The following is a 21,268-nucleotide window of genomic DNA, read 5'->3' as shown; positions in this document are numbered from 1 at the left end:
CCGGGTCGTCGGAGCGGTCAGTCACCGAGACCGACCGCCTTGACGCTCGCCGCCCACAGCCGGGCGGCGAGCTGCGGATCGGCCGCCTTCCGCAACGGTCGACGTGGCCGACGGTCGACGTAGTAACCCCCGTTGATCAGTCGGGAACGCTCCTGGTTGGCCAACCACACCAGGGTCTCGGCGCCCTTCTCCGGGCTGCGGAACGGCATGAACCGCATCCCGAACGCGACGATCCTGCTGTCGTTGGCGAACCGGGTCCGGACCACCCCCGGGTGGAAGCTGTACGAGGCAACGTCCGGCCAGCGCCGGGCCGCCTCGGCGGCGAACAGGACGTTCGCCTGCTTGCTGGTGCCGTACGCGCCCATCGGCCGGTAACCGCGCAGCGGCTTGTTCAGGTCGTCCGGGTCGAGTGCGCCGAAGCGGTGCGCGCCGGAGGCGGTCACCACGACCCGACCCACCCGATCGGCCAGCAGGTTGGTCAGCAGGAACGGGGCCAGGTGGTTGGCCTGGATCGACATCTCGAAGCCGTCGACGGTTCTCAGTGGTTGCAACGCGATCGCGCCGGCGTTGTTGGCGAGCACGTCGATCCGGTCGTACGCCGCCCGCAGCCGCTCGGCCAGTCGGCGTACGTCGTCGAGGATCGCGAAGTCGGCCCGGAACAGCTCCGGACGTTCGCCGGAGTTCTCCCGTACCCGTTCGGCTGCGGCCTGCAGGCGCGCCGGGTCCCGCCCGACCAGCACCACCTGGTCGCCCCGGCAGGCCAGGTGCACGGCGGCGGCCAGCCCGATGCCGGAGCTGGCCCCGGTCACCACCACCAGTCGGCGCCCAGTGAGATCTTCCACAGGTCCATTCACCCCGGTCATGGCGCGAGGTTACCGTGGCGTCACAACGCCCTTTGGGATCGTTAAGGTCCCGGATCTGTCGTCAGGTGGCGTCGGCATGCCCGCCGGACGCTGGAAGGAGCGCATCCATGGCCGCAGTCGGTCGCCCCCGCAGGTCCTGCCTCGCCGTGCCGGGTTCCAGCGTGAAGATGCTCGGCAAGGCCCAGGGCCTCCCGGCCGACCAGGTCTTCCTCGACCTGGAGGACGCCGTCGCACCACTGGCCAAGCCGGACGCCCGCAAGAACATCGTGGCCGCCCTCAACGAGGGCGACTGGGCCGGCAAGACCCGGGTGGTCCGGGTCAACGACCTGACCACCCCGTGGACCTACCGGGACGTCATCGAGGTCGTCGAGGGCGCCGGCGCCAACCTGGACTGCATCATGCTGCCGAAGGTGCAGACCGCCGACCAGGTGCGGTGGCTGGACCTGACGCTCGCCCAGATCGAGAAGACGATCGGCCTGGAGGTCGGTCGGATCGGCATCGAGGCGCAGATCGAGAACGCCGCCGGTCTGGTCAACGTGGACGCGATCGCCGCCGCCTCGCCGCGCGTGGAGACCATCATCTTCGGCCCCGCCGACTTCATGGCGTCGATCAACATGAAGTCGATGGTGGTCGGCGGCCTGATCCCGGACTACCCGGGCGACCCGTACCACTACATCCTCATGCGGATCCTGATGGCCGCGCGGATGCACGACAAGCAGGCCATCGACGGCCCGTTCCTGCAGATCCGCGACGTCGACGCGTTCCGCGAGGTGGCCAAGCGCTCGGCCGCGCTGGGCTTCGACGGCAAGTGGGTGCTGCACCCGGGCCAGATCGACGCCGCCAACGAGGTCTACCAGCCGGCGCAGGCCGACTACGACCACGCCGAGTTGATCCTCGACGCGTACGAGCACTACACCTCGGAGGCCGGCGGCCGGCTCGGCGCCGTGATGCTCGGCGACGAGATGATCGACGAAGCGTCCCGCAAGATGGCGTTGGTGGTCGCCGCGAAGGGCCGGGCCGCCGGGATGAGCCGTACCTCGTCGTTCACCCCACCGGAGCAGTGACCGGCCGGGCCGGGCCGACCGCCGCCGGCTGCCGATCCGGCCCGACAATCGGCGGTACGCCGGCCGGCCCGCCCGCCGGTCAGTAGCTGCCGCTGCTGTTGTCGCTCGTCGCGATCGCGTAGACGATCGCGGCAACGTAGAAGAGGATGATCAGCACCAGGAACCCGGTGAGGATCCAGCCGACGATGATGGCGGCCTTCGCCATCCCCGCCCCGCTCTCACCGCTGAGCCGGATCTGCTTCTGCGCCACGTGCCCGAGGATCGCGCCGATCGGCGCGGTGATGCAGGACGTGAAGCCGATCAGGGCCAGCACGAACGCCGCGATCGCCAGCCCGTTGGTCTTCGGCTGCTGCGGGTAGCCGTAGCCGGGGTACTGCTGCGGATAACCGGGCTGGGCATATCCGGGCGGCGCATAGCCGGGCATCGGCTGGGTCGCCTGCTGCTTCGCGCCGGCGTACGGGTCGACCGGGGCGTACGGGTCCGGGGCGTACGGGGCGGGGGCGTAGGGGTCGACCGGGCCAGGTTGCGCGGGCACCGGCTGACCGGCCACCAGGGTCGGATCCGGTGCGGGGCTCGACGGCTGGGCCGACCACGTGGGATCGCTCCAGTTGCCGGGCGGCGGGGGATTGGTCATACGAACTCTCCGTCAGGTTGGGGTGCGGAGACAGGGTAGCCAGCGCTGCCCAAACCCGACGCCCCCGCTTCCGGGTGCCGCGTTGCTCGGGCCGGTCGTAACGGGCAGGATCCCTGGCATGGCATACGACGCGCGCGCCGCGGACCGCTCCGGCAGTCGACCCCGACGGGACGTCAGCCGCCCGGGCGCGGGCCGGCGTGCCCGGACCGCCGCCCCGGCGGGCAGCCCCGGCCCCGACGAGCCGGTCGCGCTCACCGACCCGGTCACCATGCGCCTCGACGGGCGGGTCGCCCTGGTCACCGGGGCGGGCAGCCCGGACGGCATCGGGTACGCCACCGCCCGTCGACTCGCCGACCTGGGCGCGCGGGTGGCCATCGTCTCCACCACCCGACGCATCCACGAGCGGGCGACCGAGCTGGGAGTCACCGGTTTCGTCGCCGACCTCACCGACGAGTCCGAGGTCGGCGCGTTGGCCGATGCCGTCGCCGAGCAGTTGGGCGATGTCGAGGTGCTGGTCAACAACGCCGGCCTGGCCAGTCGCGCCAGCCAGGGGGTGCTGCGGCCGGTAGCGCAGCTGACCTACGACGAGTGGCGCGGCGAGATCGACCGCAACCTCTCCACCGCGTTCCTGTGCAGCCGCGCGTTCATCGGGGGGATGGCCGAGCGGGGTTGGGGTCGGATCGTCAACCTGGCGGCCACGGCCGGCCCGGTCAACGCCCTGCCCACCGAGGCCGCGTACGCCGCGGCGAAGGCCGGGGTCGTCGGGCTGACCCGGGCGCTGGCCATGGAGATGATCGCCGACGGGGTGACCGTCAACGCGGTGGCGCCCGGCACCATCTACACCGCGGCATCCACCATGGCCGAGATCAAGCAGGGGTTGGGCACCCCGGTGGGTCGACCGGGCACCCCGGACGAGGTCGCCGCGGCGATCAGCTTCCTCTGCTCGCCGGCCGCCTCGTACATCACCGGGCAGATGCTCGTGGTGGACGGCGGCAACAGCGTCCGCGAGGCCCGCTTCCGCTGACCGCCCGTTGGTCAGTAGCCGTTGCTGTCGCCGGAGTTGCCGAAGGCCACCAGCGCCAGCCAGCCGCAGCAGGCCAGCACGGTGAGCCCGGTGAAGACGTAGCCCAGGATCAGCCCCCAGGTCGCGAGCTGGTCGCCCTCCTCACCACTGGTACGGATCTGCCGCTTGGCCACGTGACCGAGGACGGCGCCGGCCGGCGGAAAGACGAAGGCGAACACCAGCGACAGGATCGCCAGCACGTTCGTGCCCCGACCCGGGCCGGCCGGCGGTGGGCCGTACTGGCCGTAGGGGCCCTGCGGGGGGTACGGCGGTTGCTGGCTCCAGTGCGCCGACTGCTGGGAGCCCTGGTGGCCGTACGGCGACGGTTCGCCCGGCGGCGGCCCGTACGGTGAGCGTTCCGCTGGCAGCTCGTACGCCGGCTGGTCCGGCTGCGGCGCGTACGGTGACTGGCCGGCCGGCGGTGGCGCGTACGGCGACTGGTCCTTTGGTGGCTCGTAGGGTGACGGCGGCGGCTCGTCCTCGGGCGGCCCCGACGGCGGTGGGTAGCTCACAGCTGTCCTCCTCCTGCCGGTGCCGGGAAAGTCCCTCTTGCCGGACGCTACCCGCAGCGGTGAACCTTTTCACAGCGGTTGTGTGGACTGGTCACCTTGGCCTCCTCGATCCGAGGGGCCGATACTGACCCAGCGTTCAGTTACCCATGAGTAGTGCGCGGATCCCCGGAGGCTGAGATGGCCAGACTCGCCCAGACGCCCGGCCTGACCGATGTGCAACAGTCGATCCTGGAGACCGTTCGGGACTTCGCCGACAAGGAGATCATCCCGCACGCGCAGCGGCTGGAACACGCCGACGAGTACCCCACCGACATCCTCGACGGCATGCGCGAGATGGGGCTGTTCGGCCTCACCATCGACGAGGAGTACGGCGGCCTCGGCGAATCACTGCTCACCTACGCGCTGGTGGTGGAGCAGCTGTCCCGGGGCTGGATGTCGATCTCCGGCATCGTCAACACCCACTTCATCGTGGCGTACCTGATCTCCCAGCACGGCTCCGCCGAGCAGAAGGCCCGGCTGCTGCCGAAGATGGCCACCGGCGAGGTGCGGGGCGCGTTCTCCATGTCCGAGCCCGAGACCGGCTCCGACGTCTCGGCGATCAAGTCCCGGGCCGTTCGCGACGGCGACCGCTATGTGCTCAACGGGCAGAAGATGTGGCTCACCAACGGGGCCTACTCCTCGGTGGTGGCCACCCTGGTCAAGACCGACACCGGCGCGGAGTCCGTCTACGGCAACATGAGCACCTTCCTGCTGGAGAAGGAGCCCGGCTTCGGCGAGACGGCCCCCGGCCTCACCATCCCCGGCAAGATCGAAAAGATGGGCTACAAGGGCGTCGAGACCACCGAAATGGTGCTCGACGGCGTGACGGTGCCCGACTCCGCGATCCTCGGCGGCACCGACCAGGTCGGCCGTGGCTTCTACCAGATGATGGACGGCATCGAGGTGGGCCGGGTCAACGTGGCCGCCCGCGCCTGCGGCATCTCCATCCGCGCCTTCGAGCTGGCGGTGAGCTACGCCCAGCAGCGCAAGACCTTCGGCCAGCCGCTCGCCAAGCACCAGGCGATCGCCTTCAAACTCGCCGAGATGGGCACGAAGATCGAGGCCGCGCACGCCCTCATGGTCAACGCCGCCCGGCTCAAGGACGCCGGCCAGCGCAACGACGTGGAGGCCGGAATGGCCAAGCTGCTCGCCTCCGAATACTGCGCCGAGGTCGTCCAGGAGGCGTTCCGCATCCACGGCGGCTACGGCTACTCCAAGGAGTACGAGATCGAGCGGCTGATGCGGGAGGCCCCGTTCCTGCTCATCGGCGAGGGCACCTCAGAGATCCAGAAGACCATCATCTCCCGAGGCCTCCTCAAGCAATACAAGCTCTAACCCCCACCCAGCCCTCCACGGCCCACCCCGCCCTCCACGGCTCCACCCCACCCGCCACGGCCCACCCCACCCCGCGCGGCCCTCGCCCCGCCCGACCCCCACCCCACCCCGCCCCGCCCCGCCCCGACCCGCCCCGTCGATCATGGAGTTGTGGTGGGGGCAGATGCGGCAAAAGGCCGTGAATCTGGCACCACAACTCCATGATCGACGGCGAGGCAGGGGCCAAGCCCGTGATCGACGCAAGGCTGGGCCGGCTGGCCGCCCGCCCCTCCGCCGATCTTGCACTTGCTGTTGCCTTATTAACCCTTATGGCGGTCTTGTCGGGACAGCAAGTGCAAGATCGACGAGAGCTGGAGCGAGAGCGAGGGCGAGAGCGGGGCAGGGCGAGAGCGAGAGCGAGGCAGGGCGAGGGCAGGGCGGGGCGCAGGGCAGGGCGAGGGCGGGGTGGTCAGGGTAGGCGGGTTAGGTTGGCGGCGGCGCGTTCGACGATGAGGCAGCGGTCCTCGACGTAGTCCATGCCGGCCTCCTCGGCGATACGCCGGGCCTCGGCCGAGACGATGCCCAGTTGCAGCCAGACCGCGGGGGCGCCGATCGCCGCCGCGTCCCGCACCACCTGCACGGCGTCGGCCGCCGGCCGGAACACGTCCACCAGGTCGACGGGGTGCGGAATGTCGGCGAGGGTCTTGTAGGCCCGTTCCCCGAACAGTTCGTCGACCGTCGGGTTGACCGGGATGATGCGCCAGCCGTACTGCTGCATCTGCAACGGCACGCCGTGCGCGGCCTTGAACGGATCGCGGGACGCGCCCACGACGGCGATCACGGCGGATTCGGCGAGGATCTGCTGAGCGGTACGCACCCGCCGACTGTAGCTCCGATCAGAGCAGCGTCAGCTGCTCGGCTGAGGGTGGCGGCAACTCGGGCAGGTTGCGGTTGTCGCCCCGCTCCCCGCGATGCAACCCGTGCCGCCGGGCGGCGATCCGCACCCGTGCGGTCAACTCCCGCTGGTACGCCTGCGGCGCGTACGCGCCGGCCCGGTACAGCTCGCGGTAGCGGGGCACGAGGTGCGGGTGCTCGCTGGCGAGCCAACGTGCGTACCACTCCCGGGCGCCGGGGCGCAGGTGCAGGGGCAGGGCGGTCACGCTCGTCGCGCCGGCCGCGGCGATCGCCGAGACGGTGGTGTCGATCGACTCGTCGCTGTCGCTGAGGCCGGGCAGGATCGGGGCCATCAGCACCCCGACGGAGAAGCCGGCATCGGTGAGCGCCCGGACGGCGTCCAGGCGGCGGCGTGGGTGTGGGGTGCCGGGCTCGACGGTGCGCCAGAGGTGCTCGTCGACGAACCCCACCGAGAAGGAGATGCCTACCGTGGTCACCTCGGCGGCCTGGCGCAGCAGCGGCAGGTCGCGCAGGATCAGCGTGCCCTTGGTGAGGATCGAGAACGGGTTGGCGAAGTCGCGCAGGGCGCCGATGATCTGCGGCATCAGTCGGTAACGACCCTCGGCCCGTTGGTAGCAGTCCACGTTGGTGCCCATCGCCACGTGCGCGCCCCGCCAGCGCGGCGCGGCCAGCTCCCGCCGGACCAGCTCGCCGGCGTTGACCTTGACGATCACCTTCCGGTCGAAGTCCGCGCCGGCGTCGAGATCGAGATAGGTGTGCGTGTTGCGGGCGAAGCAGTTGTGGCTGACCACTCCGTTGGCAATGAAGTCTCCGGTGCCAGTGGTGATGTCCCAGAGCGGCAACTCCAGCCCGAGTGCCTCGATACCGACAACCTTGAGGCCGCCCTGATGTTTCAGGGCTTCACCCTCGATCGACCGCTTCCGAGTGATGGCAGGGTCGGTCAGGTGAAAGAACCGGAGCCGGGCGGCGAGGCCCCCGGTCAGCCTGATCTCCCGCACCCGGTTGGGTCGGCCGCGGTCTTCTCGGACGCAGGCGAAACTGAAATGGCGCAGCGCTGCCGTCGTCTGGTCGAGGATGGCGTCGTCGCTGTTGCTGATGCGCAGGACGCCTTTGCTGCAACTGCCCTCGGCGTCAAAGATTCCGGCCAGGAAGCCAAGCCGCCAGTCGTCGCTGGGCTCGACCGGCCAGCGGATCAGGTCAGCGATGGTCTCGATGTCCCGCTGCTTCGAGGTGCGGATGGCGGTTATCGCACGTCGCGTGGTGCTGACCTGCGCGAAAGCGAAACGCTGCGTCTTGATCCCTTCGAGGGTGAGGTACCGCTCACTGCGGTTCAATGCCTCCTCATCGGCCAACGCCAGCCGGAACCGGTGCACCGTCCCGTACGAGTACGAGAACGTGCCCAGGTGCGCGTCTCCGCGCACCATGCCGCACAGGTAGCCCCGGCGGTAGTCGAGTGACTCCTTGGGCCCGAGGGCGAACCGACCGGTACCGATCAGGCGGTTGTTGGTGGTCAGGTAGGGGCGTCGGGCGTGGCCTTGCATGGCGCCGGTGACGTACTTCCAGCCACGGTCAGAGAGGAACCGGTGGTCTCCGCTGGCGATGAGGGTCGTTCCGTCCTCCAGTGTGACCCGGTAGGCCGGCTTCACGGTGGACCACTTGTCGAGGACAGTGGTGATCACGTATCGACGGTAGGTGCCCCGTCGCTCGGTCCCGTAGATGCGGTCACCCGACTCCAGTTCGCTGATCGGCTTCGTGCGGCCGTCCGCCATCAGAATCGGGGTGTCCGCGCCCAGGCAGTAGCGACATGCATGAGTGCATCCTCGGTACGGGTTGATCGTCCACTCGAAGGGGACGCGGGACTGCCCGGGCACCCGGTTGAGGATGGACTTGGCCTGCACCTCGTAGAAGGTCATCCCGGCGAACTCCGGGGTGTCGAAGGTGCGGGCGACGGCGCCGGGCAGCGCCAGCGGCAGGGGTGGCGTCGCTGGCGCTGCCCGCTCGGGGTCTCCCTCGACCGGGGGAGCGGTGAGGTTGTCCCAGCGCATGGCCACTATTCGAACACGCGTACGAGACGGGCGCAAGTGACCCGCCGTACACCGGTGGGCGTCCTGGTGGTCGGAGAGGGGAGGATGGACGTTATGGAGACGTCGACCTTCGTCTACGACGGGGACTGCGCGTTCTGCACGAGCTGTGCGGAGTTCATCGAGCGCCGCATCCCCACCGCCGCACGGGTGGTGCCCTGGCAGTTCGCCGACCTGGACGCGCTCGGTCTCACGGTGGCCGAGTGCGAGGAGGCCGTGCAGTGGGTCGGCGCCGACGGCTCGCGCGCGGCCGGTCCGGACGCCATCGCGAAGCTGCTGGCCGCGAGTGGCCCGCTCTGGCGGGCCGCCGGCACCGGCCTGCGGATTCCTCCGGTACGCGTCGCGGCCTGGCCCTTGTACCGCTGGGTGGCGCGCAACCGGCACCGACTTCCCGGTGGCACGGCGGCCTGCTCCCTGCCACAGGAGGCTCGGGAGCGGCTCTACGGTCCGAGCGGTCGCCCCAGCGCCGGAGCCTGACCGTCGAGCGCCGGCTCCGCGCCGGCGCCTGCCGGGCCCTGGCCGGTCGGCACCGGGTCGGCGTCCGTCGGGTCGGCTGGAGGAGCGTCGTCGGGACTGTCGCGGCCGACGAGCCGGCGTGCCCAGACCAGCGGACGTACCCGCTCCAGCGGCAGGAAGCTGGTCATCGCGGCGAGGTGCGGCGCGAACGAGATCGTGATGGTCGCGATGGTGACCGCGTGGAACGAGTAGAAGAAGCCGACCATGGCGAGTCGCCAGCGGGGTGGCAGGAAGAAGACCACCGGGCTCAGCAGCTCGAACGCCACGATGCCGAACTGGGCGACGATCAGCAGGTACGGCACCTGGGCGATGAGGTCGGCCAGGTCGGTGCCGCGCCGGATGATCGCGCGGGCCAGGACCGAGCCGGTCAGCCAGTCCAGGCCGCCGAAGCGCAGCTTGGCGAAGGCGGCCAGGAAGTACGTGCAGATCACCGCGATCTGGGTGACGCGTAGGGCCCAGCCGCCGGCCTCGGTTCCGGTGGTGTCGCCGTGTCGGGCGCGGCCTGCGGTGGGCAGCACGGCCAGTGCGACGAGCAGCCCGAAGCGGTCGTGGTCGACCTTCCCGTAGCTCATCGCGATGATCATCCACTCCAGGTACAGCGCGCAGACCGCCCAGCCGAGCAGCCGGGGCGCTCGTCCGGTGGCGGCGAGGAGGGCGAGCAGCAGCAACGCCCAGAAGATCACCGTCACCAGCGTCTCGGTCGGCGTCGGCAGTGGGAGCAGGCGGCCGATCAGGAGTGGTTGGTACAGGTCGCCGGGCACGCTGACCCGGGTGCGTACCCAGGGGGTGAAGATCACCAGGTCGGCGGCGACGAACAGGTAGATCAGGGTGCGGAAGGCGGCCACCCGGCCCCGGGGAACGGCCTCGGTCAGCCAACGGTTCATCGGGTGGCCTGCCAGCGGACGACGGTCTGGTCGGTGTGCTGGCCGGTGGGTCGGCCGGCGCGGATGCCGTGCCAGCGGATGACGATGCGGACCTCGACCAGCGCGGGGGCGTCCGGGTGGCGTTCGGCGTACGCGTCGGCGACCTCGGTGAGCAGCGTCGGGTTGGCGGCGTACCGGGCCTGCTGACCCTCGATCTCGGCCCGGCGGATGCCTGTCGCGTTCTGGTCGAGGTCGATCACCGCCCCGGAGCTGTTCACCCCCTCGACGCGCGTGTCGGGGGCGGGTGCGTTCGGCGGGTTGGAGGTGGAGTACATCCGGAACGGGCCGAACGGGAAGTCGTCGTCGCTGCCCCAGAAGGTGCCGACGACGAGCAGGACGAGGCCCAGTGCGGTCGCGCCCAGCCGGGTCACGCGCCCGCGGGTGGTCAGGTTCTCCATCGGGTCGTGACGATACGGGATGTACCGACGGCCTCGGGTCCCTCCGACGGCCAGTTCGGCCTGACCAGGCAGGTGATCATGGGTGGAGTCGGCGGGGTACGACGAAGGCCGGGCCCGCACCGGGCCCGGCCTCGCGTGTCGTCGACTCAGTGGTTGTGCTCGGCCAGCTGCTTGCGGACGTCGTCCATGTCCAGCGCCTCGACCTGCTCGATCAGGTTCTCCAGCGCGGACTCGGGAAGGGCGCCCGGCTGGGCGAAGACGATGACGCCGTCGCGGATCGCCATGATCGTCGGGATCGAGCGAATGTCGAACTTGGCGCCCAGCTCCTGCTGAGCCTCCGTGTCGACCTTGCCGAAGACGATGTTCTGGTGCTTCTCCGAGGAGCGCTCGTAGACCGGGGCGAACCGCTTGCACGGACCACACCAGTCGGCCCAGAAGTCGACCAGGACGATGCCGTCGTTGCCGGTCACCTCGTCGAAGTTCGCCGAGGTCAGCTCAACGGTTGCCATTGCACTCTCCGATCACCGCGGTTTATCTACGTCCCGTAGAACCAGGGCTGACCGTATCGAATTCCCGGGGGGTGGGGCACGAAACGTGCCCGGGGCTGCCGGGGGGTGCCGACGGTCATCGACAGGCATCTGTTCACACCCGACCTGCGGAACGCAAGTGCATGACGCACTTGCGTGACCTGCGGTAATGGGAGCGTTTCCAGGGAGATCCGCGCGATTGAGCACTACGAATCGGTAACTTGGGCCCTGACAAGGAGGTATCCGGCCTGCGGAGATCGCTGATCAACCTTCACTTCGTCACGCACAGTAGTGTTACAAAAAGATAAATGTGACCGCGATCTCTGTTGAAGCTACGCACCCGTAGGGCAGAATTCCTCACATCAGAGCGTGGGCGGCGGGTGCCGGGGAGGGCCCCGCCGCTCATTGCGTCTCCCCCCAGGCGTGTGACCGGTGTGACATTTCCGCCGCCGCCGCGCCCCGCCGGTCGCCTTAACCATCGGTAAGGCATGCTGTGCCGAACTCCATCGCCGCCCGTCGAAGGGACCAGCATGCAGTTCGGTCGCTACTACGAGGAGTTCGAGGTCGGCGCGGTCTACCGGCACTGGCCGGGCAAGACCGTCACCGAGTACGACGACCACCTCTTCTGCCTGCTCACCATGAACCACCACCCGCTGCACATGGACGCGCACTACGCCGCGACGGCCAGCCAGTTCAAGCGCAACGTCGTGGTCGGCAACTACATCTACTCACTGCTGCTCGGCATGTCGGTGCCCGACGTGAGTGGCAAGGCGATCGCCAACCTGGAGGTCGAGTCGCTGCGGCACGTCGCGCCGACCTTCCACGGTGACACGATCTACGGCGAGACCACGGTGCTGGACAAGCGGGAGTCCGGCTCGAAGCCCGACCGGGGTGTGGTGTCGGTGGAGACCCGCGGCTACAACCAGGACGGCACGATGGTCTGCGTCTTCCGGCGCAAGGTCATGGTCCCCAAGCGGGAGTACGCGGCCACCGCGGTGCCCGACGGCGTGGACCCGGAGCGGCCGAGCTTCCCCGAACCGCGCTGACGGGACGCGGCGGGCTCGACCGTCGACGAACACCGGGCTTCTTCCCCGTGGGTCTGCCGAGGAAGGGGCCCGGTGCCCGTCGCTGGGCATATGCTGACGCCGGAGGTTCCGATGAGCCACTCCGTCGCGGGAGAGCCGTCCTCTGCCGGCCGCCGAGCCGCGCCCTTGACCACCGCTGTCTACTCCGCCGTCGAGTGGGATCTGCTCACCAGCCTGCCCGGTCGGGTTCTCGTGGCCGCCGCGGCACCCGGTCCTGGGCGGACGGAGCGTCCAGTGACGGCCGGCCTGGCCGGTCTGGACGCCGTGGCCGCGGGCCGAGCCTCCGACAGTGACCTGGTCCGAGCGGTGGTCGCCACGATCTACGCCCGCCACGACGGCACCCCACAACCCGCCGAGCGGCTCACCGACCTGGTGGACCTGCTGGCCGCCTGCCGTGCGGCGAGCCGGGTCCTCCGCCGGCTGGCCGACCCCGCCGACTCGGCCGCGTACCGCCAGTGGGTGCAGTCGGTCGCGGCCCGGGTCTGTCGCGCGGTGCCCGGCACCGGCGCGCGCCGGGTGGACCCATCGGCCAGCCCGGCTGACCGACGTTTCCTGGACCGGCTCGGTGCCGCCCTCGACCTGGGCTGACCGGCAGGTCGGCGCGGCCGACGCCGACGCGGTCCGTACCCTCTGATGACCGTGACCGACGACCAGCTTGAGGTGGGCGTGGGCCCCTGGCCGGGGGACCCGCCGGACGACAGCCGCTACGACCCGCAACTGCTCGCGGAGGGGGACCGGCGCAACGTCGTCGACCGCTACCGCTACTGGCGGCACGAGGCGATCGTCGCCGACCTGGACCGGCGCCGGCACGGCTTCCACGTCGCGATCGAGAACTGGCAGCACGACTTCAACATCGGCACCGTTGTGCGTAACGCCAACGCATTCAACGCCGCCGAGGTGCACATCGTCGGACGGCGGCGGTGGAACCGGCGCGGCGCGATGGTGACCGACAGGTACCAGCACGTACGGCACCACGAGACGATCGAGGAGTTCGTCGCCTGGGCGGCCGAGCGGCGCCTGCCGGTGTTCGGCATCGACAACCTGCCCGGGTCGCGTCCGCTGGAGACCGGCACCCTGCCGCGCGACTGCGTGCTGCTGTTCGGCCAGGAGGGCCCCGGCCTCTCCGCGCCCGCCCGCGCCGCCTGCGACCAGCTCTACTCCATCGCCCAGTACGGCTCGACGAGGTCGATCAACGCGGGCGTGGCCAGCGGAATCGCCATGCACGCCTGGATCCGCGCGCACGCCGGCACGCCGCCGGACTGACCCACGTACGGTGCCGAATCGGACGTTCCGGCTTGACGTGCCGGCGGTCGGGGGAGACGGTGGGGATGTGAGTGTCGCGGTGAGTTGTCCGAGATGCGGGGGCCCGGTACGGGCGCCGGATCTGATGAACACCGACTCGAGATGCGTGCGCTGCGGCCCGGTGCCGCCGCTGCACGTGCCCGAGCACATCGGAGCGGACATCGTGGCGAGCGTGGTGGAACGGATCACCGCGACCGGCGATCCACCGGTGACACCGCTGTGGTGCCCCTGGCCGCTGCCGCCCGGTTGGACCCTCACCGGCGTGGCGTACGCCGGGGACGACCGCACGGGTGTGCGGGCGACGGTGGTGGCCTGCGCCGGCCCCGCGCCCCTCGGTGGTGGTCCGGCCGATCTGGTCTTCGTGGCCGAGGAGCCCGGTGTCGGCCTGGGCACCCGGCTCGCCGGTCTGAGCGGCCCGGATCCGGGGCCGGAGTTGGTGGACGCGTTGACCGACCCGGGGTCGGGTCACCCTGACCACGTCGGACAGGCGAAGATCAAGGTCGGCGGCCACCCCACTCCACTGTGGTTGGTGAATTCTCCAACGGATCGAAGCGCGTACGCCGGCGAAGCTCGGGGAATGTGGATCCATGCGATAGCCTGGCCGGCGAGTGCGGGTCACCTGCTCGCGGAAGACGTCGTGCTACACGACCTGACCGAGTGGACTCCGCCCGAGCTCGTGTACGGCGCACCGTCCCCGTATCTACCCGGGAGACCTTGACAAGTCTCCCGGTTTGACGGAGAACGGACGCAGATATTCACTGTACGACACCACACTGATACTCTGGGTGCCGCTGCGGTAATGGGACCCGGCGCCGCGCGAGAGGATGGCCCGCCATGGTCAAGAAGGTCCTCACCTGGGCCGGAATCGCATTCTTGATCTTCTTCGTCGCCTACCGACCAAACTCGGCGGCGGACGTGTTCAAGTCGCTCGGCGGCGGGATCATGGATATCGCCCAGGGTTTCGGCGACTTCTTCACCAGCCTCGTCGCCTAGCCGCCGATGGGCAGCCCCTCCGGTCCACCCTTCGACCCGGACGACCCCGACCGGGCACGCCGCGAGCGCGACACCGAGCCGATCCCGCGGATCGGGCCCGATGACGGCCCGGGCTACGGGGCCGGTCCCGGCCTGTCCGACGGTCCGTCCCTTTCGGACGACGTCGGCTATGGCGACGGGCCCGGCTATGCCGGCCAGGGTCGTTCCGGTCGGGGTTGGATCCGTGATCCGGAGGCCAGCTACCAGCCGCCCCAGATCTCCGAGGACGAGCTGGCCGGGTTGCGTGCCGACGCGACCGGCTCGACCCCCCGGCGGGTGCTGCCGCTGGAAGACGAACCCAGTTCGCTGGTGGCTCGCTACCTCTTCCCCACCGAGCGCTACCGGGGCGAGTGGAAGCGGCACTGGATCCACCTCAGCAACCCGCTGTTGATCGGCGTCGCGGCGACCTTCGTGCTCGGCTATCTCTCCGGCTTCCTCGCCGGTCAGGACGTCGGCGCGTTGACCACCATCGCCGTGCTGCTGTGGTTCGCGGTGATGGGTTGGGTGGCGTGGAAGGTCGCCGACTGGTGGTATGACCGGTTCATCCTGACCAACAAGCGGGTCATGGTGGTCAACGGCATCGTCACCCGCAAGGTGGCGATGATGCCGCTGGTCCGGGTCACCGACATGAAGTACGAGCAGACCCCGACCGGCCGGGCGCTCAACTACGGCACCTTCGTGCTGGAGTCCGCCGGTCAGGAGCAGGCGCTTCGCGAGGTCAAGAATCTGCCCAACCCGAACGAGCTCTACCTGCGCGTCGTCGAGGAGATGTACGAGCCGCAGGCCGTCGAGGCGCGGCTCGGCAAGGAAGCCGACGAGGCCAAGGCCGACGACGGGGCGTGAAGGTTTTCGACCGAACATCGGAGCAAGTGCGCACCTTTCGTCATGGACCAGACCGCCCCTGACGTGGCACTCTGCCAGGACGGCAGGGGTTCGGAGGTGGGCGGTGGCGAGCAAGGACTCGTTGGAGGAGCAGTTCCGCGAGTTCGTCGCGGCCCGCTCCGCCGCGCTCCTGCGTACCGCTTATCTGCTCACCGGCGACTGGGCCACGGCCGAAGACCTGCTCCAGACGGCGCTGACCAAGACCTACCTGGCGTGGAAGCGGCTCGGCGGAATCGAGGCGGTCGAGCCGTACGCCCGGCGTGTGATGGTCAACACGTCCACCAGCTGGTGGCGGCGTCGCTGGCACGGCGAACGCCCGACCGAGGTGCTGCCCGAGCGGGCCGGCGTCGACGAGATCGAGCAGCAACTTGACCGTGACCTGCTCTGGCGGCATCTCCGGGAGTTGCCCAACCGGCAGCGGGCAGTGTTGGTGCTGCGCTACTACGAGGACATGTCGGAGGCGCAGACCGCCGCGATGCTCGACATCTCACCGGGCACCGTGAAGAGCCAGACGTCCCGGGCGCTCGCCACGCTGCGTCGGCGGCTGGGCGCGGACGCACCGGATCTGGCCGCCGCCGCCGGCCGGTCTGGCGCTGCCGACACTGCCGCGGGCGCGATCGGCGCCGCCGGCCGGACGACGGGCTCGGGCTCCCGGACCGGGCGAGTCCCGGCGGCCGGCGCCGCCGCCTCACCCCGTCCCGGACGGGAAGCTGGCCGACCCGTGCCCCGCCCCACCGCTGCACGTCCCGCCGCGCCGCGTGTGATCAATCCGCAGGTGGTCCTGCCCACCGCCCCGGCGGCCGTGCCCGTCGGCACGGGCTCCGCGGAACAGCAGTGAGTCAGTTCCCCGGCCGACCCGACAACCTGACGGACGGCCCGCAGCGTTCCTACCAGGTGCGGCCTGACGAGTTGGAAGGTGCGGTGCGGGAGACCCTCTCGCACCGGGTCGCCCTTGCCCGCCCGCTGAGCGTCGACCCGGCCGGCCAGGCCATCCGTCGCGCGAACCGGATCCGTCGCCGACGCACCGCCGCCGGCCTCGCCCTCGCGGCGGTCGCCACGGTCCTGCTCAGCGCCGGCATGGCCCAGCTCGGTGCCGAGACCAGGCGGGACGGCCCACCCATCGTCGTTATCGGCGACCCCGACCCGACCAGCCGACCGGTCCCGACAGCCAGCATTCCCGGCCCCGCCCCCACGCCCACGGCGTCGACCCTGCTCCTCGCCAGCGAGACGCTGGTCAGCGCCGACGGGCGGCGGCTGGTGTTGTCCGACGTCGGGCCGGCCGAACGGGTCCAGCCGCTGCCCAGCGGACACGGTTGGCTGGTGGTGGGCGCACCGAGCATCGCCGGGCGCTCCCTGTGGGTGGTGCAGGACGACGGCCTGGTGCAGGTGCTGCTGGCCGGTGCCGGAGCGATCGTCCTGGCTCCGGACAGCAGCCAGGTCGCCTGGCGCGACGGAGACGACCTCCTGATGGCGGGCGTGGTCGGCACCCAACTCATCGGGTCGGTGCGCACCCCGGTGCCGGCTGCGGCAGAGCCCGTCCGGTTCGTCGGTGACAGCGTGCTGGTCCGACTCGACCCGGCCGACGCCGGTCACACGCTCTGGCGGCCCGGTGCCGGGCCGCTGCCCGACGCCCTCGACCGCAAGAGCCTCAACGTCTACGGGCGACTGCCCGACGGGCGGCTCGTCGGTCAGGTCAGCACGACCGATCCGGACCGGACCTGCCTCGCCGTCCTCACCCCGACACGTCAGCTGGACCCGGTACGCACGGGCTGCGGCCCGGACCTGAGCCAGGACGGCGTCGGCGGGGTTTCACCGGACGGGCGGTGGCTGTTGGTCAACGAGAACAGCAGCTCGGCCGGTCGGTCCCTGCTGGTCGACCTGTTGCGGCTGGGGCCGGGTGCGACAGCTGTCCCGGCCGGGCCGCCGATGACCGGGGCGATCGTCTGGAGCGACAAGTCCCAGGCCTCCTACCTCGACGGCGACGGCAAGCTCGTCCGGGTCGACGTCGGTCAGGTGCGGGCGGGAAAGCCCGCCAGCCCCGCTGCGGTGCCCGGTGTGCCAGCCGGCGAGCGGCCGATCCTGGTGCAGGGCTTCTGACCCCCGCTGGCCCATGTGAGCCAGGCTCACCGTTTCCTCGGTAACGTCGGGCGGTGACCTCGCGTACCGGCCCCGCCCCCCGGATCGACCTGCACGCCCACTCGACGGCCAGCGACGGCACGCTGACCCCGGCCGAGCTGGTCGGCGCGGCCTCCGACGCCGGGCTGGACGTGCTGGCGATCACCGACCACGACACCACGGCCGGCTGGGCGCCGGCAGTGGCCGCGCTGCCGCCGGGTCTGCGCCTGATCCGGGGTGCGGAGCTGTCGTGTCGCTGGTCCGGTCCGCAGCCGGCGGTGCCGCTGCACCTGCTCGCGTACCTGTTCGACCCGGACCACCCGGAGCTGGTGGCCGAGCTGGCGCGGGTCCGGGCCGCCCGGGAGGAGCGTGGTGAACGGATCGTCGCCCTCCTGCGGGACGACGGCATCGACGTGAGCTGGCCGGACATCCTGGCCGGCGCGGGTGGCGGCACCGTGGGGCGTCCGCACATCGCGCAGGCGCTCATCCGCGCCGGTCTGGTCGGCAGCGTCCGGGAGGCGTTCGGCCCGGACTGGCTGGGCGAGCGGTACCGGCTGCCCAAGGAGGACATCGACGTGTTCCGGGCCGTTCGGCTGGTCCGCGCGGCCGGAGGCGTGCCGGTCTTCGCCCACCCGCGAGCCACCCGACGCGGCCGGGTGGTGCCCGACGATCTGATCGCCGAGCTGGCCGCCGCCGGGCTCGCCGGGCTCGAAGCCGACCACGAGGACCACAGCCCGGCCGAGCGGGAACACGTGCGGGGGCTCGCCGCCGAGTTGGGCCTGCTCGTCACCGGCTCCTCGGATTTTCACGGTACCCACAAGACCGTTCAACTCGGCGCGTTCAGCACCGGCGTCGAGGCGTACGAGCGGATCGTCGCCGACGGGGTGACCGAGGTCGCTTCGGGTTGATCCGGGTATTTCGCCCATCGCCGCGCGGCTAGGTTGATCACGTGGATCTGAAGCTGTTCGGCGAGGTTTTCGTGACCCTGCTGGTGATCACTGACCCGCCGGGCATGATGCCGATCTTCCTGGCGCTGACCGGCCCACTGCCCGCCCGTGACCGCAACCGGGCCGCCTGGCAGGCCGTCACGCTGGCGTTGGGCGTCATCGTGGTGTTCGCGGTGGCGGGGCAGACCCTGCTGGACTACCTGCACGTCGACCTCCCGGCGTTGCAGGCGGCCGGCGGGCTGCTGCTCGTGCTCGTCGCACTGGAACTGCTCACCGGCAAGACCGACGGCCCCAGCTCGGACGCCACCTCGAACATCGCACTGGTGCCGCTGGGCACCCCACTGCTGGCCGGACCGGGCGCCATCGTGGCCACCATGCTCTTCGTCCAGCAGGCCGACGGGCTGGCGGACTTCACCGCCATCGCCGTGGCGATCCTCGCCGTGATGCTCGCCGTCTGGATCGTCCTGCGTTTCTCCGGCGGCATCGTCAAGATCCTGCGACCCGGTGGCATCGAGGTTCTGACCAGGATCGCCGGTCTGCTGCTGGCCGCGATCGCCGTGCAGCTCATCGCCGACGCGGTGTTCGCCTTCGTCACGCAGTACGTCAACATGACCTGACGGCACGCGCGCGATGTCGGGGGCGGATGGCAGGATCGCAGGCGTGCGACGATCCTCATCAGCGGGGCGGCCCGCCGCCGGCGGCCGGGCTCCGCGGCAGCGCGCCGGCGACGCCGAGCAGCTCGGCTTCGAGGGCATGCCCGAGCGGCTGTTCGTCTGCACCCCCAGCAAGCTCGGCGCGTACGCGGACTGCCCGCGTCGCTACCGCTACTCCTACGTCGACCGGCCCGTCCCGCCCAAGGGCCCGCCGTGGGCGCACAACTCGCTCGGCGCCAGCGTGCACACCGCCCTCAAGAACTGGTATGCGCTGCCCGCCGACCGAAGGCGTCCCGAGGTGCTGGCCACGCTGCTCAAGGGCACCTGGGTCCGCGAGGGCTACCGCGACGACGAGCAGGAGCGGGCCGCCTACCGGCGGGCGCTGGGGTGGCTGGAGTCGTACGTCGACACGCTGGAGCCGGATTCCGACCCGCTCGGCGTCGAGCGGGTGGTGGCGGTCAAGACCGCGGTGTTGGCGTTCAACGGTCGTGCCGACCGGATCGACTCCCGGCCCGGCCCGGAGGGGCCGGAGCTGGTCATCGTCGACTACAAGACCGGTCGCACCGGGCTGGACACGGACGACGCCCGGGGCTCGCAGGCGCTGGCGCTCTACGCGTACGCCGCCGAGCGGGTGTTTCGTCGGCCGTGCCGCCGGGTGGAGCTGCACCACCTGCCGACCGGCACGGTCGCCGGCCACGACCACACGGTCGAGTCGCTGGCCCGACAACTGACCCGCGCCGAAGAGACGGCCCGCGACATCATGGCCGCCGAGCGGTCGGTCGCCGACGGCGCCGACGCGGACGAGGCTTTCCCGGTGGCACCCGGCCCGCGCTGTGGCTGGTGCGACTTCCGACGGCACTGCCCGACCGGCGCGCAGGTTCCGGGCAAGGAGCCGTGGGCGGCCATGGACCGGCCCGCCGACGGGTGATCCCCTACCGAGGGGCAGGTCAGCCGGCCGGCGTGGCGGCCGCGTGGCGCGCGGCCCGCTCCTTGGCCGCCTGGATCAACGGCCCCTCCAGATAGCGCCGGGGGACGGTGGCGAGGGCGAGCCGCAGCGCCCGCACGCTCAGGTCCGCCGACAGCGCGGTGGTCGGCAGGCCGATACCCCCGTACATCCGGTGTGCCCAGGCCGGCAGCAGCGCGAACGCGGTGCCCGCGATCCCCAGGTACGCCCAGCGCGGCGGGCCCAGCGTGAGCCCCAACCGGACCGGCAGGCTGAGCTTCCACGGCAGCGGCGGGGCGGTGAGGAACACCGCCGTCTCGGCGGCCTCCCGGGTCATCCGCAACTGTGGCCGTACACCCTCGTAGTAGTCGGCGACCTCGGCTGCGGTCCCCGGGACGGTGGCCGGGTCCAGGCCGACCAGGGCGGCGGCACGGCGCTGCTCGGTGTAGTAGCCGTCCACCTCGTCGTCGCTCAGCGGCAGCCCGGCGCGCCGGGCCGTGCTGAGGAACGACTCGACCTCGGTCACGTGCACCCAGCGCAGCAGGTCCGGTTCGTCGATCCGGAACTGCTCACCGGTGAGCGTGTCGGTGGCCCGCAGGCGGTCGTGCAGGCGGCGCAGCCGGGCCCCGGCGGCCTGCGCCTCGGCGGTGGTTCCGTAGACGGTGGTCGCCACGTAGGTGGCGGTGCGGAGCAGTCGACCCCAGGCGTCGGTGCGGTAGTTGCTGTTCTGCGCGACCCCGGCCATGGCCCGGGGGTGCAACGCCTGGAGGTAGAGCGAGCGCAGGCCGGCGACGATCAGGATCGGCTCCTCGTGCACCTTCCACGTGACCGAACCCGGACCGAAAAGGCCGAGGTCATCGGAGTCCACCGCACAAGAGTGCCACGATCGGGCCGACCGTGCCGGTCCCGTGCCGCCGGTGCCGGTGGTCAGACGTCGGCGGAGCGGCGGGCCCGGCAGCCCGGGCAGAGGCCCCAGAAGGTCACCTCGGCCTCGTCGACCTCGAACCCGTGCGCGCTGTTCGGCTCCAGGCACGGTGCGCTGCCCACCGCACAGTCGATGTCGGCGATCTCGCCGCAGCCCCGGCAGACCACGTGGTGGTGGTTGTCGCCCACCCGCGCCTCGTAGCGGGCGGGACTGCCCGCCGGCTCGATCCGGCGGGACAGCCCGGCCCGGGACAGCGCGCCCAGCACGTCGTAGACAGCCTGGGTGGAGACCGAGTCGAGGCGTTCGCGCACCCGCCGGGTGATCTCGTCGACCTCCAGGTGGCCGCCGTCGGCGAGCACGTCGAGCACCGCGAGGCGGGGGCGCGTGACACGCAGGCCCCTCGACCGCAGCAACTCCTCGGCACCGGACATTGGCCAATGACAGCACGCCCGACCCGCATCGACAACCATCGCCCGCTCCGGGTGGCCACCGACACAGCCACGCAAAGATCGGGAGTACGGCCCGAGCGGGTGAA

At 71.0% G+C, this 21,268-nt stretch carries 25 protein-coding genes; 15 read left to right on the top strand and 10 right to left on the bottom strand.

The annotated features are described in order from the left end of the window. Positions 1–17: 17 nt before the first annotated feature. Positions 18–842, bottom strand: a complete 825-nt coding sequence (locus tag AB0877_RS00480) for an SDR family NAD(P)-dependent oxidoreductase (protein WP_366606145.1) — start codon at positions 840–842, stop codon at positions 18–20. Positions 843–970: 128 nt separating this feature from the next. Between AB0877_RS00480 and AB0877_RS00475 the strand changes: the two genes are divergently transcribed. After that, entirely contained in the window at positions 971–1,927 is a 957-nt protein-coding gene (locus tag AB0877_RS00475) for a CoA ester lyase (protein ID WP_366605332.1), read from the top strand. Positions 1,928–2,006: 79 nt separating this feature from the next. Here the strand turns inward: AB0877_RS00475 and AB0877_RS00470 are convergent, their stop codons facing one another. Continuing rightward, complete coding sequence (locus AB0877_RS00470; protein WP_366605330.1) at positions 2,007–2,561, bottom strand: DUF4190 domain-containing protein; 555 nt, start codon at positions 2,559–2,561, stop codon at positions 2,007–2,009. 118 nt (positions 2,562–2,679) lie between these two features. Between AB0877_RS00470 and AB0877_RS00465 the strand changes: the two genes are divergently transcribed. Then, positions 2,680–3,585 (top strand): SDR family NAD(P)-dependent oxidoreductase, encoded by a 906-nt coding sequence (locus AB0877_RS00465; RefSeq protein WP_366605329.1) that lies wholly within the window; start codon positions 2,680–2,682, stop codon positions 3,583–3,585. Positions 3,586–3,596: 11 nt separating this feature from the next. On the opposite strand, the gene AB0877_RS00460 is transcribed toward AB0877_RS00465, so the two are convergent. Beyond that, entirely contained in the window at positions 3,597–4,136 is a 540-nt protein-coding gene (locus AB0877_RS00460; RefSeq protein WP_366605327.1) for a DUF4190 domain-containing protein, read from the bottom strand. Positions 4,137–4,313: 177 nt separating this feature from the next. Between AB0877_RS00460 and AB0877_RS00455 the strand changes: the two genes are divergently transcribed. Continuing rightward, on the top strand, positions 4,314–5,510 hold the full coding sequence (locus AB0877_RS00455) for an acyl-CoA dehydrogenase family protein (RefSeq protein WP_366605325.1): 1,197 nt from the start codon (positions 4,314–4,316) through the stop codon (positions 5,508–5,510). Positions 5,511–5,958: 448 nt separating this feature from the next. Here AB0877_RS00455 and AB0877_RS00450 read toward each other — a convergent pair whose 3' ends face one another. Together AB0877_RS00450 and AB0877_RS00445 are read right to left on the bottom strand one after the other, a co-directional pair. Then, entirely contained in the window at positions 5,959–6,366 is a 408-nt protein-coding gene (locus AB0877_RS00450; RefSeq protein WP_357195475.1) for a CoA-binding protein, read from the bottom strand. Between the two features lie 19 nt (positions 6,367–6,385). Further along, the gene (locus tag AB0877_RS00445; protein WP_366605323.1) at positions 6,386–8,449 is read right to left on the bottom strand and encodes an intein-containing Rv2578c family radical SAM protein; all 2,064 of its coding nucleotides are present in this window, start codon (positions 8,447–8,449) and stop codon (positions 6,386–6,388) included. A gap of 93 nt (positions 8,450–8,542) precedes the next feature. On the opposite strand from AB0877_RS00445, the gene AB0877_RS00440 reads away from it, so the two are divergent. Then, positions 8,543–8,962 (top strand): DUF393 domain-containing protein, encoded by a 420-nt coding sequence (locus tag AB0877_RS00440; protein WP_366605322.1) that lies wholly within the window; start codon positions 8,543–8,545, stop codon positions 8,960–8,962. On the opposite strand, the gene AB0877_RS00435 is transcribed toward AB0877_RS00440, so the two are convergent. From AB0877_RS00435 to trxA, 3 genes are all read right to left on the bottom strand, one after another. After that, complete coding sequence (locus AB0877_RS00435) at positions 8,926–9,885, bottom strand: HTTM domain-containing protein (protein ID WP_366605320.1); 960 nt, start codon at positions 9,883–9,885, stop codon at positions 8,926–8,928. The two genes, AB0877_RS00440 and AB0877_RS00435, sit on opposite strands and share 37 nt — an antisense overlap. Continuing rightward, entirely contained in the window at positions 9,882–10,322 is a 441-nt protein-coding gene (locus AB0877_RS00430) for a hypothetical protein (RefSeq protein WP_366605318.1), read from the bottom strand. Before AB0877_RS00430 ends, AB0877_RS00435 begins: the two co-directional genes overlap by 4 nt. Before the next feature lie 146 nt (positions 10,323–10,468). Continuing rightward, positions 10,469–10,831 carry a thioredoxin gene (trxA, locus tag AB0877_RS00425; RefSeq protein ID WP_030329190.1) on the bottom strand — a complete coding sequence of 121 codons (363 nt, stop codon included), beginning with the start codon at positions 10,829–10,831 and terminating at the stop codon, positions 10,469–10,471. A 548-nt stretch (positions 10,832–11,379) separates the two neighbouring features. On the opposite strand from trxA, the gene AB0877_RS00420 reads away from it, so the two are divergent. The 11 genes from AB0877_RS00420 (at position 11,380) to AB0877_RS00370 (ending at position 19,793) form a co-directional block, all read left to right on the top strand. Continuing rightward, positions 11,380–11,895, top strand: a complete 516-nt coding sequence (locus AB0877_RS00420; RefSeq protein ID WP_357352459.1) for a MaoC family dehydratase — start codon at positions 11,380–11,382, stop codon at positions 11,893–11,895. A 90-nt stretch (positions 11,896–11,985) separates the two neighbouring features. After that, positions 11,986–12,522, top strand: a complete 537-nt coding sequence (locus AB0877_RS00415; RefSeq protein WP_366605316.1) for a hypothetical protein — start codon at positions 11,986–11,988, stop codon at positions 12,520–12,522. A 51-nt stretch (positions 12,523–12,573) separates the two neighbouring features. Then, positions 12,574–13,197 (top strand): RNA methyltransferase, encoded by a 624-nt coding sequence (locus tag AB0877_RS00410; protein WP_366606144.1) that lies wholly within the window; start codon positions 12,574–12,576, stop codon positions 13,195–13,197. Between the two features lie 10 nt (positions 13,198–13,207). Then, positions 13,208–13,954, top strand: a complete 747-nt coding sequence (locus AB0877_RS00405; protein WP_366605314.1) for a DUF6758 family protein — start codon at positions 13,208–13,210, stop codon at positions 13,952–13,954. Positions 13,955–14,070: 116 nt separating this feature from the next. Then, complete coding sequence (locus AB0877_RS00400) at positions 14,071–14,229, top strand: hypothetical protein (protein ID WP_007455302.1); 159 nt, start codon at positions 14,071–14,073, stop codon at positions 14,227–14,229. Positions 14,230–14,235: 6 nt separating this feature from the next. Continuing rightward, positions 14,236–15,111 (top strand): PH domain-containing protein, encoded by an 876-nt coding sequence (locus AB0877_RS00395; protein WP_366605313.1) that lies wholly within the window; start codon positions 14,236–14,238, stop codon positions 15,109–15,111. A gap of 103 nt (positions 15,112–15,214) precedes the next feature. Beyond that, positions 15,215–15,988, top strand: a complete 774-nt coding sequence (locus AB0877_RS00390; protein ID WP_366605311.1) for a SigE family RNA polymerase sigma factor — start codon at positions 15,215–15,217, stop codon at positions 15,986–15,988. Then, positions 15,985–17,247 (top strand): hypothetical protein, encoded by a 1,263-nt coding sequence (locus tag AB0877_RS00385; protein WP_366605310.1) that lies wholly within the window; start codon positions 15,985–15,987, stop codon positions 17,245–17,247. Before AB0877_RS00390 ends, AB0877_RS00385 begins: the two co-directional genes overlap by 4 nt. Positions 17,248–17,300: 53 nt before the next feature. Continuing rightward, on the top strand, positions 17,301–18,173 hold the full coding sequence (locus AB0877_RS00380; protein WP_366605308.1) for a PHP domain-containing protein: 873 nt from the start codon (positions 17,301–17,303) through the stop codon (positions 18,171–18,173). 41 nt (positions 18,174–18,214) lie between these two features. Beyond that, entirely contained in the window at positions 18,215–18,829 is a 615-nt protein-coding gene (locus tag AB0877_RS00375) for a MarC family protein (protein ID WP_238646462.1), read from the top strand. Positions 18,830–18,872: 43 nt separating this feature from the next. Then, positions 18,873–19,793, top strand: a complete 921-nt coding sequence (locus AB0877_RS00370; protein ID WP_366605306.1) for a PD-(D/E)XK nuclease family protein — start codon at positions 18,873–18,875, stop codon at positions 19,791–19,793. Positions 19,794–19,812: 19 nt separating this feature from the next. Here the strand turns inward: AB0877_RS00370 and AB0877_RS00365 are convergent, their stop codons facing one another. After that, positions 19,813–20,676 carry an oxygenase MpaB family protein gene (locus AB0877_RS00365; RefSeq protein ID WP_366605305.1) on the bottom strand — a complete coding sequence of 288 codons (864 nt, stop codon included), beginning with the start codon at positions 20,674–20,676 and terminating at the stop codon, positions 19,813–19,815. Positions 20,677–20,735: 59 nt separating this feature from the next. Beyond that, positions 20,736–21,164 (bottom strand): Fur family transcriptional regulator, encoded by a 429-nt coding sequence (locus AB0877_RS00360; protein ID WP_238671193.1) that lies wholly within the window; start codon positions 21,162–21,164, stop codon positions 20,736–20,738. Positions 21,165–21,268: the final 104 nt, after the last annotated feature.

Source organism: Micromonospora sp. NPDC047644, from assembly GCF_040704315.1.
GTDB lineage: Bacteria > Actinomycetota > Actinomycetes > Mycobacteriales > Micromonosporaceae > Micromonospora.
This window is presented reverse-complemented; position numbering and strand designations above follow the sequence as displayed.